Source organism: Streptomyces sp. NBC_01298, assembly GCF_035978755.1.
In the GTDB taxonomy this organism is placed as follows: domain Bacteria; phylum Actinomycetota; class Actinomycetes; order Streptomycetales; family Streptomycetaceae; genus Streptomyces.
Map to the genome: position 1 here is coordinate 2593503 of NZ_CP108414.1, position 16002 is coordinate 2609504.

The 16002-nt window shown below is 74.3% G+C and carries 13 protein-coding genes; 2 read left to right on the forward strand and 11 right to left on the reverse strand.

Annotation, left to right across the window (positions count from 1 at the left end; genetic code table 11):
- Nucleotides 1–25: 25 nt before the first annotated feature.
- The 4 genes from OG730_RS11650 to OG730_RS11665 form a co-directional block, all read right to left on the reverse strand.
- The gene (locus OG730_RS11650; RefSeq protein ID WP_327304184.1) at nucleotides 26–2011 is read right to left on the reverse strand and encodes a glycogen debranching N-terminal domain-containing protein; all 1986 of its coding nucleotides are present in this window, start codon (nucleotides 2009–2011) and stop codon (nucleotides 26–28) included.
- 482 nt (nucleotides 2012–2493) lie between these two features.
- Nucleotides 2494–3864 (reverse strand): DUF4192 domain-containing protein, encoded by a 1371-nt coding sequence (locus OG730_RS11655; protein WP_327304185.1) that lies wholly within the window; start codon nucleotides 3862–3864, stop codon nucleotides 2494–2496.
- Between the two features lie 74 nt (nucleotides 3865–3938).
- Complete coding sequence (locus tag OG730_RS11660; RefSeq protein ID WP_327304186.1) at nucleotides 3939–4502, reverse strand: hydroxymethylglutaryl-CoA synthase; 564 nt, start codon at nucleotides 4500–4502, stop codon at nucleotides 3939–3941.
- A 78-nt stretch (nucleotides 4503–4580) separates the two neighbouring features.
- Nucleotides 4581–6740, reverse strand: coding sequence for a RecQ family ATP-dependent DNA helicase (locus OG730_RS11665; protein WP_327304187.1), 2160 nt, complete (start codon nucleotides 6738–6740; stop codon nucleotides 4581–4583).
- A 362-nt stretch (nucleotides 6741–7102) separates the two neighbouring features.
- On the opposite strand from OG730_RS11665, the gene OG730_RS11670 reads away from it, so the two are divergent.
- Nucleotides 7103–7732 carry a hypothetical protein gene (locus tag OG730_RS11670; protein WP_327304188.1) on the forward strand — a complete coding sequence of 210 codons (630 nt, stop codon included), beginning with the start codon at nucleotides 7103–7105 and terminating at the stop codon, nucleotides 7730–7732.
- Nucleotides 7733–7952: 220 nt separating this feature from the next.
- On the opposite strand, the gene OG730_RS11675 is transcribed toward OG730_RS11670, so the two are convergent.
- The 3 genes from OG730_RS11675 to OG730_RS11685 form a co-directional block, all read right to left on the reverse strand.
- On the reverse strand, nucleotides 7953–8549 hold the full coding sequence (locus OG730_RS11675; protein ID WP_327304189.1) for a hypothetical protein: 597 nt from the start codon (nucleotides 8547–8549) through the stop codon (nucleotides 7953–7955).
- A 59-nt stretch (nucleotides 8550–8608) separates the two neighbouring features.
- Complete coding sequence (locus OG730_RS11680) at nucleotides 8609–9319, reverse strand: ribonuclease HII (RefSeq protein ID WP_327304190.1); 711 nt, start codon at nucleotides 9317–9319, stop codon at nucleotides 8609–8611.
- A gap of 123 nt (nucleotides 9320–9442) precedes the next feature.
- A complete protein-coding gene (locus OG730_RS11685; RefSeq protein ID WP_327304191.1) occupies nucleotides 9443–10045 on the reverse strand; it encodes a TetR/AcrR family transcriptional regulator in 603 nt (200 codons plus the stop codon).
- Nucleotides 10046–10185: 140 nt separating this feature from the next.
- On the opposite strand from OG730_RS11685, the gene OG730_RS11690 reads away from it, so the two are divergent.
- Nucleotides 10186–11739 (forward strand): MFS transporter, encoded by a 1554-nt coding sequence (locus OG730_RS11690; RefSeq protein WP_327304192.1) that lies wholly within the window; start codon nucleotides 10186–10188, stop codon nucleotides 11737–11739.
- Nucleotides 11740–11834: 95 nt separating this feature from the next.
- Here OG730_RS11690 and OG730_RS11695 read toward each other — a convergent pair whose 3' ends face one another.
- The 4 genes from OG730_RS11695 to OG730_RS11710 form a co-directional block, all read right to left on the reverse strand.
- Nucleotides 11835–13526, reverse strand: coding sequence for a DUF4153 domain-containing protein (locus OG730_RS11695; RefSeq protein ID WP_327304193.1), 1692 nt, complete (start codon nucleotides 13524–13526; stop codon nucleotides 11835–11837).
- A 154-nt stretch (nucleotides 13527–13680) separates the two neighbouring features.
- Nucleotides 13681–14595 carry an ADP-ribosylglycohydrolase family protein gene (locus tag OG730_RS11700; protein ID WP_327304194.1) on the reverse strand — a complete coding sequence of 305 codons (915 nt, stop codon included), beginning with the start codon at nucleotides 14593–14595 and terminating at the stop codon, nucleotides 13681–13683.
- An 11-nt stretch (nucleotides 14596–14606) separates the two neighbouring features.
- Complete coding sequence (locus OG730_RS11705; protein WP_327304195.1) at nucleotides 14607–15266, reverse strand: histidine phosphatase family protein; 660 nt, start codon at nucleotides 15264–15266, stop codon at nucleotides 14607–14609.
- Nucleotides 15267–15395: 129 nt separating this feature from the next.
- Nucleotides 15396–16001 (reverse strand): YdbC family protein, encoded by a 606-nt coding sequence (locus tag OG730_RS11710; protein ID WP_250748831.1) that lies wholly within the window; start codon nucleotides 15999–16001, stop codon nucleotides 15396–15398.
- Between the last annotated feature and the right edge of the window lies 1 nt (nucleotide 16002).

The following is a 16002-nucleotide window of genomic DNA, read 5'->3' on the forward strand; positions in this document are numbered from 1 at the left end:
TCCGGCCCGGCCGGCGGGGCGTCGGCTACCCGCCCAGTTGCAGCGCATCGGCGGCCTCCTCCACCATGCCCAGGCCGAGCCGGCTGATCCGGACGGCGAAGGGCTCCCCCGAAACCCGCAGCCCGGAGAGGCGGAGCCCGCCGAGCGGAGCGCCGGGGAGCGGTACCAGGGCGACCGTTCCCGCGGGGGCGTCCGGGCGGATCCCGGCCAGGGCCGTCAGCACGTGGATCCCCGCGGCCGCAGCGACCGCGGCCGGGCGGCAGGCCGCCGGATGCGGAAGCGGAGCGCTGCCCTCGGTGCGCTGCTCGGCCGCGTACATCTCCGGGAGGCGGTACCCGAAGGCCTCCGCCGCGTCCAGCAGGCCCCGCAGCAGCCCCGTGGCCTCCTTCTCGAAGCCCGCCTGGGCCAGGCCCGCCACGGCGACGGCGCTCTCGTACGGCCGTACCGCGCCCGAGCGGAACCCGAACGGGTTGTGCCCCGGCTCCCGCACCGCCATGCTGCGCAGTCCCCAGCCCGAGTCCATGGCGGGGGCTCCGAGCAGCCGGGCCAGCTGCTCGGTACGGACCCGGTCGAGCAGCCCGCGCGCGAGCCGGCCGCCACCGAGCAGCCCGGTGTCCAGCAGGTGGGCGGCGGCCCCCGTCAGCCGGGGCAGGGGCCGCCCGTCGGGATGCAGGGCCGCCGCGGGCCGGCCGCCGTCCGGGCCGTCGACCCAGAAGCGGGCTGCGAACGACTCCCGCAGCCCGGCCGCCCGGTCCCGCCACTCCTCGGCTCCGGGGCGCCCGCACCCGGCGAGCAGGTCGGCCCCGAGGAGCATGGCGCGATGGGCGTGGGCCTGGGTTTCACAGCGCCGGGGCCCCGGATCGGGGTCGGCCAGGAAGCCGTCCTCCCCGAAGGCGCCCCGGAGCCACTCCAGGCAGCGCTCGGCGGTGGGGACCAGCCGGTCCACCTCCGCCTCGGGCATCCCCCAGAGCCGGGCTTCGGCGAGCACCACGGGGAAGGCCAGCGTCGCCTCGGTCCCGGTGCATCCCGGGGGCAGCTGCGGCCCGGCCCCCCGCAGCGGCCCGGGGATCTTCCCCGCGTCGCCGCCCCGCCCCCCGGTCTGGGTCCGGGCCAGGATGCGCAGGGTCGCGGCGGCAAGTCCGGTGCCGAGCGGGAGCGCCATGCGGGCGGCCCACAGGGACTCCGCCGGGGCCAGTCCGAGCCTCCACGGCACTCCGGCCGCCGCGTAGCTGTCGGTCGGCTCCTTCGGGTCCCTGAGCAGCAGCGCGCCCAGGTCCCGCACGCTGGCGCGCAGCCATGCCTCGGCCCTCGGGTCGTCCCCCTCTGCGCGGGCCTCGTCGGACAGCGGATTGGCCACCTGTCCGGCGGGGGCCCGGGCGCCTCGGTCCCGGGTGGTCCGCAGCTCGATGGTGCGTGACTCCCCGGGGCGCAGTTCGAGCTGCCAGCGCAGCAGGCCGGCCGAGGCCAGCGCGTCGTCCGGAGGCGGCTCGGCCGCGGTGACGGCCTGGGCCTCACCCTTGGTCCAGCGCAGCCCGGCGGCGTGCACCCCGGCGGGCAGCTCCGGCCCGGCCCGGCCGGCGGCCACGTCGGCCAGCTCCGCCAGGTCCGTGCCCAGCGAGACCTCCACGGGGATCCGCAGGGGCCGGCCGGTGAAGCTGCGCAGGGTGATCCGCTCGGTGCCGTCGGCGTACCGGATCCGCTCCACTCCGACGTCGGGGTCCGGCCCGGGCTCCGCTCCGGTCCGGACGGTCGCGGTGAAGGAGGCCCGGTCGGCGCCGAGGCTGCGGCCCTGGACCGCGACCGGGTCACGGCCGGCGACGCGCAGCACGCAGCGGGACAGCAGCCGGATCCCGGCGCGGTAGATCCCGTCGGCTCCGCGCCCGGTGAGCTGTCCGTGCTCGGGCGAGATGACCATGCACGGTGCGGAGACGCAGATGACGGCGCCGTGCACGGGCGGCAGGTCGGACCTGCGGGAGGGGGCTGGGCGGGCGGAGGGTACGGGGTGAGACATGGGTCGCCTTGTCTGCGCTCCGGGTGGTTCGGCTGGGCGGCGGCGCGGCCGGGTCCCCACCACCCCCCAGCGCAACGCCCCTGCCCCCGCCCGGGTCACGGGCCCCGGCGGGGGCTGCGCCCGGCGGAGCACCGGCCTTCGCGGGGGCCGTAGCCGCAGGACCGCTCGCGCCCCTTCCCGCAGCCACCCCCGCAGCACGGTTCCGCAGGCCGCCCCCAGGCCGCGCCTCAGGCCCGTACAACCGCCTCCACCCCGACCTCCAACGGCTCCCCCGACTCCACCCCGACGTCCACCGGCTGGACCGCCTCCGCCCCGGCCTCGGCGGCCAGCACCCCAGCTTCCCCCTAGGCCAGCACCCCGGCCGACCCCCAGGCCAGCGCCCCGCCCGAAGCCCCCGACCGCGCCCGCGCCCCGCCCGACGCCCAGGCCGGCACCCAGGCCGCACCCACTGTCCGTGCCCGTGTCCCCGGCCCGGCCGCGCATCACTGCTCGCTCCCCGCGGTGCTGCCGGACTCCCGGCGGCTGCCGCTCGTCCTGCCCGGGCGGCCCGGCGGCCTGGTGGCGGTGGCCGCCCGCCGGGATCCCGCGGGCAGGCGCCCCCGGCGCGGCTCCCGGCGCCGCCGCTCCTCCCGCAGGCACTCCCGCAGCCCCTCCGGGTCGATCCCCTCGTTGCAGGCGTGGTGGAGCAGCTGCGCGAAGCGGTACCCGTCGTCCGCCCGCAGGGCCAGCCCCAGGGCGATCCTGGCCGTCGGCTCGTCCCCGGTGGACCAGGAGACCCAGCCCGCCAGGGTGAGGGGAGCCGCCGCGTGCTCCCCGTAGGCCCCGACGCAGCGCCGGGCCAGGGCCCGCCACAGCCGCAGGGCGGGGGCGGCCTCCTCGCCCTCCATCCACTCGGCGGCGATGTCGCGGATCTCGCGGTCCTGGAGCCCGAGGATCAACGAGGCCGCCTCGTCGTGGCCCAGCAGCCCGTCGTCCCGGGCGTCGGCTCCGGCGCCGCCTTCGGCCGGCGGGGCCAAGGTCATGCGCTGGATCAGGGCGCGGGCGAGCAGGACCGTCTCGGCCCCCACCTCCTCCCGGGTGGCCCCGTCGAGGATCTTCGGCACCAGGGCGACGGCCGCCCGGTCCAGAGCCGCCTCCATCTCGTCGGCCACCGCCCCTCCAAGCGGTGTCAGCCGGCGCTCGATCTCCCGGAGGGAGCCGCGTACCTGGAGGCCGGCGAAGGTGGCCGCGGCGGCCATCACCGAGGTGCCGGGCGCGGCCAGCGCGCTGCCCTCGGCGGGGCAGCACCGCTCGTCCGGGCAGCAGTAGGACCAGTACCGCCCGGCGGAGAGGCACAGGGCCTCCAGTACGGGGACGTCCAGTGCTCCGCAGGCCAGCCGGATCCGCTGCGCGAGCGGGCGCAGCCTGGTCATCACCCGCTGCGGGCTCTCGCCGCGGTGCGGGTCCTGGCAGAGGAAGACGATGATGCCGTCGGGCCTGGATCCGCGCCGCACGCTGCCGCGGATCAGACAGTCGGCGACCTGACGGGCGGTGTCCTCCCATTCGTCGGGGGCGGCGGGGATGCCCACCCGGAGCCGACCGCCGAAGCGGCCGGCCTCCCCGTGGACGGCCACCATGACGAGGGAGTCACTCGGATGGAACCCGAGCATGTAGGGCAGTGCGTCGGCCAGTTCGGCCGGGCTGCGCAGGGTGATCCCGGACGCGTCGACGCCTCCGGACGAACCGGTGGACGACGAGGACGCGGAGGACCCGGGTCCCGGCGCGGAGAACGCGGAGGACCCGGGTCCGGGTCCGGACGCGGAGGACGCGGATTCGGACGGGTTGTGTGCCGCTTCGTGGTTGTTGTTCGTCATGTCCCGAAGGTCCCGTGTCCGGCCGGATCCGGAAACCCCTGTGGATAAGTCCCCGGCAGCGGCGACCACGCCGATCACCACCGCGGGGTTCCGCCGGCGCAGCGGCGGGCCGGTGCCGCCATGGGGCGGGTGCCACCGGCCACCGGCCGCCATCTCGGCTCGTAGACCCGCAGGCGCCGGGCGAATCGCCTCGCGGTGCCGCTCGGACCGCAGCCGCGACCGGTAGCCCGGAACGGCACCGCGGCGAAGAACTCGGCGACGCCGCCGGATCCGTAGCCGAGCAGGCCGATGGCCCGGCCGGTCGGGTCGTCGGCGTCGTCGTCGAGCAGCGCGGCCAGGCCGGGGTACACGGACGCGGTGCAGCTGTTCCCGTTCTCCTCGTCGCAGCTCGTCGACGAGGCCGATGGCGCAAACGACCTCGGCCTCGTCGACTCCTGCCCACAGCTCTCCCGCAGGGCCCAATGAGCCTTGTGGGCCGCCTTCGTGAACGGCTGGTGGTGGCAGAACGCGGCGAACTCGCCCAGCGAACGGCCGCCTTGCTCGGTGCGGTGGTGAACACCCCCGACGGAGGCTTCCCCGCCTACGGGGACCCTACGAAGCCGGGTCCGGTCTTGACTTGGCGAACAGTTGCCACGCACCGCCCATTGATGGGGCGGTCGAGTTGACGGCGCGGTCGAATCGACGGGGCGGTCGTTGACGGGGCGGTCGAGGCGCTCTCACCCCGCCAGGGCGAGGGTCAGCGGGAGCACCTGCTCGGCCCCGCCCTGGCGCAGGACGCGGGCGCCCACGGCCAGGGTCCAGCCGGAGTCGGCGTAGTCGTCGACGAGCAGGACCGGTCCCGGGGTGGCGGCCAGGGCCGCCGCGAGCTCGTCGGGGACGGCGAAGGAGGCGGCCAGTGCGCGCAGCCGCTGGGCGGAGTTGCTGCGGTGCGCGCCGTACTCGCCGGCCTGCGCGGTGTAGGCGAGGCTGCCCAGCAGCGGGAGCCTGCCGACCCGGGCCAGGCCCTCGGCCAGTGAGCCCACCAGCTGGGGGCGGGAGCGGGAGGGCATGGCCACGATCCCCACGGGCCGGGCCATCGCGTCGGCCGAGCCACTGGCCCAGCCGCCCGGGGAACGGGCCCAGTCGGCCACCACCGTCACCACGGCCGCCAGTACGTCGTCCGGAACCGGCCCGTCCGCGGCCCGCTCCGACAGCAGCGGGCGCAGGCGGTTGCCCCAGCCGATGTCCGACAGCCGGCCCAGCGCGCGCCCCGTGGCGGCCTGCTGGCCGACGGGGATGCGGCCCTTGAGGTCGACGCCGACCGCGGGCATGCCCGAGGGCCACATCCGGCGGGGCTCGACCTCGACCCCGGGGCGGTCCAGCTCACCGGTCGCCGTGTCGAGGGCCCCGTGGGAGACGGCCGGGTCGAGCCAGGGCCCGGCACAGGAGTCGCAGCGGCCGCACGGGGTGGCCTTCTCGTCGTCGAGCTGCCGCTGCAGGAACTCCATGCGGCACCCCGTGGTCGCCACGTAGTCCCGCATGGCCTGCTGCTCAGCCTGCCGCTGCCGGGCCACCCACTCGTAGCGCTGCGCGTCGTACTCCCAGGGCTGCCCGGTGGAGGTCCAGCCGCCCTTCACGCGCTTGACCGCGCCATCCACGTCCAGGACCTTGAGCATGGTCTCCAGCCGCGAACGCCGCAGGTCCACCAACGGCTCCAGCGCCGGCAGCGACAACGGCCGGCCCGCCTGCTCCAGCACGTCCAGGGTCCGCCGCACCTGCTCCTCGGGCGGGAAACCCACCGAAGCGAAGTACGCCCAGATCGCCTCGTCCTCCCGCCCCGGCAGCAGCAGCACGTCGGCGTGGTCCACGCCGCGCCCCGCACGCCCCACCTGCTGGTAGTAGGCGATCGGGGACGAGGGGGAGCCCAGGTGCACCACGAAGCCGAGGTCCGGCTTGTCGAAGCCCATGCCCAGCGCGGAGGTCGCCACCAGCGCCTTCACCCGGTTCGCGAGCAGATCCTCCTCGGCCTGCAGCCGGTCGGCGTTCTCCGTCTTCCCGGTGTACGAAGCCACCGGATACCCGCGCTGCCGCAGGAACGCCGCCACCTCTTCGGCGGCCGCCACCGTCAGCGTGTAGATGATCCCCGAGCCCGGCAGGTCCCCCAGCCGCTCCCCCAGCCACGCCAGCCGGTGCGCCGCGTTCGGCAGCTCCAGCACGCCCAGGCGAAGGCTCTCCCGGTCGAGCGGGCCGCGCAGCACCAGGGCGCCGCCGCCTCCCGTGCCCAGCTGCTCGGCCACGTCCGCCGTGACCCGGGCGTTGGCCGTCGCGGTGGTGGCGAGCACGGGCACGCCGGGGGCGAGCTCGGCGAGCATGGTGCGCAGCCGGCGGTAGTCGGGGCGGAAGTCGTGTCCCCAGTCGGAGATGCAGTGGGCCTCGTCGACCACCAGCAGGCCGGTCGTGGCCGCGAGCTTGGGCAGGACCTGCTCCCGGAAGTCCACCGAGTTCAGGCGCTCCGGACTCACGAGGAGGACGTCGGTCTCGCCCCGCTCGACCTCCCCGTAGATCGTCTCCCACTCCTCCGGGTTGGCCGAGTTGATCGTCCGCGCCTGGATTCCGGCCCGCGCCGCCGCGTCGACCTGGTTGCGCATCAGCGCGAGGAGCGGCGAGATGATCACCGTCGGACCCGCGCCGCGACGGCGCAGCAGGGCCGTCGCGACGAAGTAGACCGCCGATTTGCCCCACCCCGTGCGCTGCACCACCAGCGCCCGCCGGCGCTCCTCCACCAGGGCCGACACCGCCTGCCACTGGTCCTCCCGCAGCCGCGCCGCACCCCCTGGGGCACCGACCAGCTCAGCGAGGATGGCATCGGCTTCGGCGCGGAGCTCCAGGTTGTCCATGCCCCCATGCAACCCGATGCCTAGGACAATCGGCCAATTCACCCAGCGTGACGCGCGGCCCACAAGCCGTCCGGATCGCCGCGCCACCACTGACGGCGGGCGGCCGCAAGGGCGGTGTTTCCCCTGGCGGCCGCGCTCCGGACTTGAGGGAATGAGTCATCTTCGGCGTGGCGGGGCAAGGATATGAACGGCATACCGGCGAATTCCGGTCGGCGGCTCCAATTGCTCGTTGCCGCATGCTCACGGGCCACGCGAGAATTGTGGTGCTCCCGCTCGGCTCGACGGCGCTCTCCTGGGCCGTGCCGCGGCGCGCCCGCACCCCCGCTGTGCCCGTTCGCGGGCGTGTACCCGAAGGGAGGACAGTGTCCTTCGGATTCGCCCGGCCATCGACCACGTCCCTGACCACGGCCACCGGTGGCATCAGCCGGCACGGCAGACTGCTGGAACCCTCCGAGTGGACGGCAGCGGGCGTCCCCCTGCTGCGCAATCCGCGCGAGGTCGTCAGCGGACTGCACTCACGGCACAGCCCCGTCCCCTCCACGGCGGTGATCGCCGTGCTCGGGCCCGAGGAGCGGCTCGTGGCCAGCGCCTCCTTCGTTCAGCGCTCCACCGCGGCCGACGGCTGGGAGTACCGCAACGCCCTGCTCTCCCGGCTGCGCCGGGTCATCCCGCACGACCTGCGCCGGCGGACCCCGGTACGGACCGCCGTGCTGTTGTTCTGCCGCGACGGCGACGAGCGCTGGACCGAGGAGGACGGGGCCTGGATGTGGGGGCTGCGGGACGCCTGCACCCTGCACGGGCTGCGCTGCGGCGCGTACATCACGCTGACCCGGGGCGGCTGGCAGGTGCTGGGCGAGGGGCGCGGCGGCCGGAGCCCCAGTTGGGACTCCCGGCCCGAGCGCCTCGGTGAGGCGCCGTCCGAGTTCGCCCCGCTCGCCCTGCGCGGCGGCGGCGGAGCCTCGGAGGCCCTGCGCCGCACCGCCGCACGCTGAGCCCGCGGGACCGCGTACGCACGGACGCCCACTCGCGGCCGCCTACGCACCGCCGCCTACGCACCTGCGCGGACGCAGCACCGGGCCCGCAGGGCCGCGTACCCGGGAACGACCAACGGCCGTACACCCGGATGCGGGCGTACGGCTGGTCAGGCCTCGGACTTCGGCAGGGCCGGCCACGAGCCCGCCCCGCCCCTCGACCGTGCGGGGGTACGGGGCGTCAGACGCCCGCCCCCAGCACGGAGTTGATCTGCTGCGGCTCGCCGCACACGATCAGGATCGCGCCGGCTCGCGCGAGGGCGACCGGCAGGGCTCCGGTGGCGGCTTCGGCAGGTCCGCCGTTGACCGCGAAGACCACGACGGGACGGCCGCCCGCGCGCTGCGCCTGCGACGCGTCGGCGTAGAAGACGTCGTCCCCGGCATCGTGCAGGCCCCAGTACGCGGCCTCGCCGAAGGACAGCTCGTGCGCGGCCCACGGGTGCGGGTCGCCGGTGGTGAGCACCAGGATGTCACCGGGCGCGCGCCCGGTGTCGAGCAGCAGGTCGACGGCCTCTTCGGCCGCGTCCAGCGCACCCTCGGCGGAGGCCGGGATCAGCTGGACCCGCGGCACGGACGCCGAGACCGAGGGGGTGGTGGGGGCTACGGGACCGCGGGCGGCCTGCGGCTTCCGCGGGGCGGGCGGCGCGGGCCTGGGGGCGGGACGGGGACCGGGGACGGGACGGGGGGTCTGCGCGCTGCGGCTCGCGGCCGGAGTGACGCGGGGACCCTGGGCACTCTCGTGAATCTGAGGCTCCTCGGGGGCGGGGGTGAGAGGCATGAGCTGATTTTTATCAAACACCGGTGCGAAACGTACCGGTTGGTGGCACCTTCGTGCGATCAGAAATCGAAGCCGAGTTGGCCTCCGTTTTCCAGCTCCATCGCTTCCTCGCTGCGGCGCACCTTCTTGAGGTGGCTCCAGCGGGGCAGCGCGTCGAGGTAGGACCAGGAGAGCCGGTGGTACGCGGTCGGACCCTGCTCCTCCAGCGCCGCCCGGTGCACGGGCGAGGGGTATCCGGCGTTGGCGGCGAAGGCGAAGTCCGCGATCCCGCCGTCCTGTTCACCGATCTCGGCCATCATCCGGTCGCGCCGGACCTTGGCGATCACCGAGGCCGCGGCGACGGCGACGCAGGACTGGTCGCCCTTGATCACCGTCCGGACCTGCCAGGGCGCACCGAGGTAGTCGTGCTTGCCGTCGAGTATCACCGCGTCGGGCCGCACGGGCAGTGCCTCCAGGGCGCGCACCGCGGCGAGGCGCAGGGCGGCGGTCATCCCGAGCTCGTCGATCTCCTCCGGGGAGGAGTGGCCCAGGGCGTAGGCGGTGACCCAGTCCTCCAGGACGCCGACGAGCGCGTCACGGCGCTTGGGGGTCAGCAGTTTGGAGTCGGTGAGTCCCGCGGGCGGCCGGCGCAGACCGGTGATCGCCGCGCAGACGGTGACGGGACCGGCCCAGGCCCCTCGTCCGACTTCGTCGACCCCGGCGATGACCTTGGCGCCGGTGGTCGCTCGGAGGGAGCGTTCGACGGTGTGAGTGGGTGCTTCATACGGCATGGCGCCAGCAAGGTTACGCCGCCCCGGGCCGCCTGCACACCCCGCCCCCTCCCCGGCGGGCCGCCGCCCCCTCCCGGCCGGGCTCCGGCCACTTCCCCGCCGCGCCGGCGACCCCGGCCCGTCTCACACCCTGAGCAGCGGGACCATCACCCCGTCGATCATTTCGGCGATGTCCCCGTCGGCCCATTCGCTCCCGCACACCTTCGCGCGGTACATCATCAGCGCCGGGACCACGTCCACGAGAAACGGACTGGTCGCGTCCGATCGAACGTCCCCCCGGTCGATTCCGCGATGGACCAGCTCCCCGATCAGCCTGTGCGCCGGCTCGTGCAGCCCGGACCAGATCAGGCCGTGGAACCGCTCCGCATGACTGTGATCGCATTCGTGAAGCACCGCCCGCAGGGCCTGCCCGGCCCGCGAGTGCATGATGTCCCGCATCCGCACGCACAGCGCGTACAGGTCCTCGCGGATCGACCCCAGGTCCTGGATCTGGCCGAGCGGGGGGAGCCGCGTCCGCAGCGCGTCGGCCACCAAGTCCGCTTTCGAGGGCCAGCGCCGGTAGAGCGCCGCCTTGCCGGTGCGGGCGCCCGAGGCCACGCCCTCCATGGTGAGGGCGTTCCAGCCGACGGTGCCCAGCTGCTCCAACGCGGCGTCGAGAATCGCCCGTTCGAGTTCGGGCCCCCGCCTGCGTCCCGGGGCCGCCACTGACCAGCGCGAACTCATCACTCCCCAACCCTCCGCCCCGCACGCGCGTCCCACGCACGCACGTACAAGCTTAGTGAACGCTTGCGTTCACTAAGGCTGGCTCCTACCTTGGTCTCGCTGTGAACGCCTACGTTCACTATTTCACTTGGGGGGGATCCACAGTGACAACTCCTCAGCTCTCCAAACTCCGGATACCCGGCGCGGCCCGCCGGGAGGGGCGCCCGGGAGTGGCGCTCGCCGTCATCGCCGCCTGCCAGCTCATGGTCGTCCTCGACGCGACGATCGTGAACATCGCGCTCCCGCACATCCAGACCGACCTCGCGATCTCGACCACCGACCTGTCCTGGGTGATCAGCGCCTACACGCTCGCCTTCGGCGGCCTGCTGCTGCTCGGCGGCCGCGCCGGCGACATCCTGGGCCGCCGCCGCGTCTTCCTGACCGGCATCCTGCTCTTCACCCTGGCCTCCCTGCTCGGCGGATTCGCCGAGGAGCCCTGGCAGTTGCTCGCGGCCCGCGCGCTGCAGGGCGTCGGCGGCGCCATCGCCTCGCCGACCTCCCTCGCCCTGGTCACCACGACCTTCGCCGAGGGCCCCGCGCGCAACCGCGCCTTCGGCGTGTTCGCCGCCGTTTCCGCGGGTGGCGGCGCGGTCGGCCTGCTGGCCGGCGGCATGCTCACCGAGTGGCTCGACTGGCGCTGGGTCTTCTTCGTCAACGTGCCGATCGGGCTGCTGATCGCGTTCCTGACCCCGCTCTACATCAGCGAGTCCGAGCGCCACCCGGGCCGCTTCGACATCGCCGGAGCGCTCACCTCCACGGTCGGGATGACCTCGCTGGTCTACGGGTTCATCCGTGCCTCCCAGGACGGCTGGCGCGACGGCGTGACCATCGGCGCGTTCGTCCTCGCCGTGATCCTGCTCGCGGGCTTCGTGCTCGTCGAGTCACGGGCCGCCGATCCGATCATCCCGCTGCGCATGTTCGCCGATCGCAACCGCACCGGCACCTACGTGATCATGCTCAGCCTCGCCGCCGCGATGTTCGGCATGTTCTTCTTCATCGTCCAGTTCGTGCAGAACGTGCTGGACTTCAGCCCGATCCGATCCGGCATCGGCTTCCTCCCCATCACCGTCGCCATCGTCACCGCCGCCGGACTCTCCCAGCGGCTGCTGCCGCGCTTGGGCCCCAAGCCGTTCATGGTCATCGGATCGGCACTCACCGGCATCGGCCTGACCTGGCTGACCTTCATCGAACCCGACAGCTCCTACGCCTCCGGGGTGTTGGGCCCCATGCTGCTGTTCGGATTCGGCATGGGCCTGAACTTCGTCACCCTCACCCTCACCGCCGTCTCCGGAGTGGCCCCGCAGGAAGCGGGCGCGGCCTCCGGACTCCTCAACGCCAGCCAGCAGGTCGGCGGCTCGCTCGGACTGTCCATCCTGGTCACCGTGTTCGGCACGGCCGGCCGCAACGAGGCCCACCAGCAGGTCCCCGACTTCATGGCCCACGCCGACCAGGGCCAGGCCGCGGCCTTCCAGCAGACCGGAATGCTGCCCGACCCCTGGGGGGACGCCGTCCTCACGCAGGGGATCTCCACCTCGTTCATCGCCGCCGTCGCCATGTCGGGACTCGCCCTCGTCACCGCGGTGCTGGTGATCCGGGTGCGCAAGAGCGACCTCGAGGCTCTGAACGGAGCCGCCGCCCAGGCCGGTCCGGCCGCCTGAGCAGGCGGTCCCGTACGAGGGGCCCGGCGCGGGAAGCCTCCGCGCCGGGCCCCTTCGTGGGCCGAGACGGTTCGCCGAGACGGTTCCTGGGGCGGCTAGTACTCGATCCGGCTCCCGAAGGTTCCCAGGCTCCTGCACTGCTCGTACGAGGCGTTCGCCCCGTGCTCGCCCAGGATCTCCCGGGCCCGGCGCTCCCCCAGGCTCGTCGCGTACCAGGGTGCGCGGCCGTCCGCCTCCAGTTCCCTGGCGATCCCGCGCAGGGCGCAGGAACGTTGGGGCTCGGGCAGCCGGTCCAGGGCGGGCACCGCGTCCGCCGACAGCGACTGGAAGTAGGCCAGGTCGATCTTTCCGGACCGCTCGTACCGCGTGACGTTGCCCTCCGCGATCACCCCGTCCGGGGACATCAGCCCGAACGCCAGTACGGCCGCCACGGCGCTCCCCGCGACCGCGCGGGGCAGCCACCGCGCACCGAACAGCCCGCCGGCCATGATCAGTACGATCACCAGCCCGAGCCACAGCTCCATACCGGCGACCGACAGCCGCAGCCTGGTCAGCCCGTACGCGTCCACGTACAGGTCCATGCGGCGGAGCGCCGAGGCGACCACCACGAGGGTGAGCGCGCAGAGCGTGCCGAGCACGACGCGCACCAGCCGCCGGTCGCCGGCTTCCGCGCGCGGGGCCCAGCGCAGGGCCAGCGCGATGACGGCGAGGGTGAGCAGAGTCGCCCAGAGCAGCTGCCAGAAGCCCTGGCGCGCGTACGCGGCGTAGGTGAGGCCGGTGGCCTCCAGGACCTTGCGGTAGCCGCCGAAGAGGACGGCGAGCTGGACGGCGTTGAACGCGGCGAAGAGCAGGTTCAGCACGACGAGCGGAAGGGCCCATTCGACCCGGGAGCGCGCCTTCCCCGGACGGACCTCGATCCGGTCCCAGCGGGAAGGGGCGGCGCCCGCGCGGGCGACGGCGATCGCGACGAGCAGACCCAGCGCGAAGAGCAGGAAGCGGACCGGGCCGCCGATGCCGCTGATGTCGGGGGTGAGCCCGCTCAGCAGGTCCGCGAACGCGGCGTCGGCGGAGGCGAACAGGGTACCGAAGAGGACCAGCAGGACCACCGCCACCACGACTGCCTTCATCACCGGCAGCAACCGCTCCCGGCGCCCCTCGCCGCGCGAGCGCAGGCCCTGCCAGACCCAGCGCACGCCGAGGACGGCCGAGTCCAGGAGGCCGACCGGGCCGAGCAGGATGCCGGGCCAGGTCCGGCTGCCGTGCAGGGCCAGGGCGCCGGTCAGAAGGGCCGCGAACAGGGCGGCCGCGGCAGGCCAGGCGGAGGCACGCAGGGCGGGCACGGCGAGCAGCGCGAGACAGCCGAGCGCCCAGAGGGCGGTCCACGGACGCAGCCCGCGGCCGGCCGCACGGGCCGCCGCGTGGGCGGCGACGAGCGCGGGCACCACCGCGAGGAGCAGACCCGGGCCGAGCCCCTCGCCGAGGAGCAGGGAGACGGCGATGCCGGAGGCGAGCACGGCGCCCAGCACGACGGCCGGCACCGGTCCGACGGCGGCCGGGCGCGCGGCCTCGGCCCAGGCGAGCGGGGCCATCGACCAGGCACCGGAGGCGGCGCGCTCCTTGCGCGTCTGGTGCCTCTGCCAGCCCTTGGGATCCCACCCCGGCGGCGCGGGTGGAGTGGCGTTCCCCGTCCCGGTGTTTCCTGTCCCGGTGTTTCCTGTCCCGGTGTTCCCCGTCCCGGCGTTCCCCGTCCCGGTGTTTCCCGCACCGCCGGTGTTCCCTGCTGACATCGGGTTCCCCTCCCCTGTCGGCCTCCCCCTGCCGTGGGGCGGGGAAGGCGAAGCCGACAGGGTAGGCCGGTCCTATGCAGTTTTGAACAGGCTCAAAAGATGCCTGTGGCAGGACCGTGACAAACGGAGGGTCACCCCTCGCACCGCCACCCCGCTACCCCGCCGCCTCCGGCAGCCAGGCCGGCAGCGCCTCGGTCCGGGCCAGCCAGGCCGACGGCAGCACCGCGTCCCCGCGTGCGCCCAGCACTCCGCCGACGATCGCGCAGGTCGTGTCCACGTCTCCGCCCACCTGGGCGGTGGTCCAGAAGGCCCGCTCGTAGTCCTCCAGACCCCGCGCCGCCGACCACAGGGCGAACGGCACGGTGTCGTGGGCGCTGGTGCGCCGTCCGCAGCCCAGTACGGCGGCCACCGTGGTCGCGTCGCCGTAGTCGAGCATGTCGCGCGCCCGCCGCACACCGGCGCCCACCGCGCTCCGCGGGACGAGCGCGATCACCCCGTCCAGCAGGTCCGCGGCCTTCGGCGGCCCGGCCGGATCGGCCGCCAGCGCGGCCGCGGCGGCCACGGCCATCGCGCCGCACACCGCCTCGCGGTGCTGGTGGGTGGTGTAGGCGGAGATCTCCGCCTGGTGGGTGGCCTGCTCCGGGTCGTCGGCGTACCAGGCGCCCAGCGGGGCGACCCGCATGGCCGCGCCGTTGCCCCAGGAGCCCTGGCCGTTGAACAGCTCCGCGGCGAGCGTGCGCCAGTCGGCGCCCTCGCGGACCAGGCGCAGCATCCGGTTCACGGCGGGCCCGTAGCCGCGGTCGAAGTCGTGGTGGTGGGCGAAGGAGGCGGCCAGCGCGTCCTGGTCCACCCGGCCGTGCCCGGCGAGCACGGCCACCACCGAGCAGGCCATCTCGGTGTCGTCGGTCCACTGCCACGGATCGCTGCCCTCGGGCAGCTCGCGCCGCTTGAGCAGCGGGTAGTTCACGGGGACGAAGTACTGGGAACCCAGTGCGTCGCCCAGGGCCAGCCCGCGGAGGCTGGCCATGGCGCGTGCGTAGCGCCCTTCGGGAGAGGAGTCAGCGGTCATCGCGCGCCACTCTAGCCGTCCAGGTCGTAAGGCTCGGGTGTGGTCCACCGCTCAAACGGGCGGTCCATCCGGTACCGGCCGTCGGAGCCCAGCATCAGCACCCGGTACTCCCCGTTGCACGGGTTGGACAGGGCCTCGAACTCGGCCACGGACCAGTGGAACCAGCGCATGCAGAACAGCCGCATCGTCAGGCCGTGGGTCACGAGGAGCACGTTCTCCGGGTGGTCCGGGGCCTCGAAGCTGCGGTAGAGGCTCTCCAGGAAGGCCCCGACCCGGTCGTACACGTCCGCGCCCGACTCCCCCTGTGCGAAGCGGTAGAAGAAGTGCCCGTAGGCGTCCCGGTACGCCTTCTGCAGCCGTACCTCCTCCCGCTCCTGCCAGTTCCCCCAGTCCTGCTCGCGCAGCCTCGGCTCCTCGCGCATCCGTACGCGCGTGGGGTCCAGGCGCAGCTCGCGGAAGGTCTGCAGGGTCCGGCGGTAGGGGGAGACGTACGCGCTGACGTGCTCGTCCCCGAAGAGTTCGCGCAGGCGTACGCCGGCCTCCGCCGCCTGCTCGCGGCCGGTGGGGGTCAGCCGGAGGGCGTGGTCGGGCTCCCGCTCGTACACCGTGTCATCGGCATTGCCCTCCGATTCCCCGTGCCGGACAAGGACGATGCGCCGTGGTCGAACCATCCCACGACCCTATTCGGCCACCGCCGGGCACACCGACCGGGGCTCGCCGGTCGGACCCGGCGGCCATACAGTCAGGTCGTCAGCCAGGTCCTCGGGCAGGTCGCCACCCAGGCCGTCAGCCAGGCCGCGTCACACCGTCCAGGACGGTTCGAGGTCGACGACGTCCCCGGTGAGGGCCTCGACGTCGGCCTGGATCTGGGCCCGCAGCGACAGCCGCTCCACGCGCTCCTGCCGGTACTTGCCGTGTTCGGCCGCCGCGTGCCACATCGACAGCACCAGGAACTCGCGGCCCGGAGCCTCGCCGAAGAGGCCCCGGACCATGCCGGGCGATCCCGCCATGGCCGGGTTCCAGACCTTCTCCTGCATGAGCGCGAAATGGTCCACGCGACCCTCCCGCACCCGGGTGTGGGCGACCCGGACGACGTCGGCGTCGGTGAAGCGCGGCTCGAAGCCGGTCTTCACGTCGAAGCGGTGGTCGAAGAGCGTGACCCGCGCGTCGGTGTAGGTGCCGTTCTGCGAAGCGGCCAGCCGGTCGTGGGAGCGGGCCATGAAGGAGTCGTAGAAGGAACGGCTCTCCCAGAAGGTGAAGACGTGCGCCACCCCCTGCCGGCCCCGGCTCCAGCCGCCGCCCTGCCCCCGGAATCCCGGTTCGCCGGGGAGCCCGGCCCATTTGCGCTGCCCGCGCTCGAACCCGCGTCGGTCCGTCACCGTGCAGCGAATCCACTTGACCAGCACT

Coding starts and splice junctions, on each gene's coding strand:
- OG730_RS11665 (WP_327304187.1), bottom strand. CDS start 6,740: ATGGACAACCTGGAGCTCCGCGCCGAAGCCGATGCCATCCTCGCTGAG.
- OG730_RS11700 (WP_327304194.1), bottom strand. CDS start 14,595: ATGACCGCTGACTCCTCTCCCGAAGGGCGCTACGCACGCGCCATGGCC.
- OG730_RS11650 (WP_327304184.1), bottom strand. CDS start 2,011: ATGTCTCACCCCGTACCCTCCGCCCGCCCAGCCCCCTCCCGCAGGTCC.
- OG730_RS11695 (WP_327304193.1), bottom strand. CDS start 13,526: ATGTCAGCAGGGAACACCGGCGGTGCGGGAAACACCGGGACGGGGAAC.
- OG730_RS11655 (WP_327304185.1), bottom strand. CDS start 3,864: ATGACGAACAACAACCACGAAGCGGCACACAACCCGTCCGAATCCGCG.
- OG730_RS11675 (WP_327304189.1), bottom strand. CDS start 8,549: ATGCCTCTCACCCCCGCCCCCGAGGAGCCTCAGATTCACGAGAGTGCC.
- OG730_RS11705 (WP_327304195.1), bottom strand. CDS start 15,266: ATGGTTCGACCACGGCGCATCGTCCTTGTCCGGCACGGGGAATCGGAG.
- OG730_RS11680 (WP_327304190.1), bottom strand. CDS start 9,319: ATGCCGTATGAAGCACCCACTCACACCGTCGAACGCTCCCTCCGAGCG.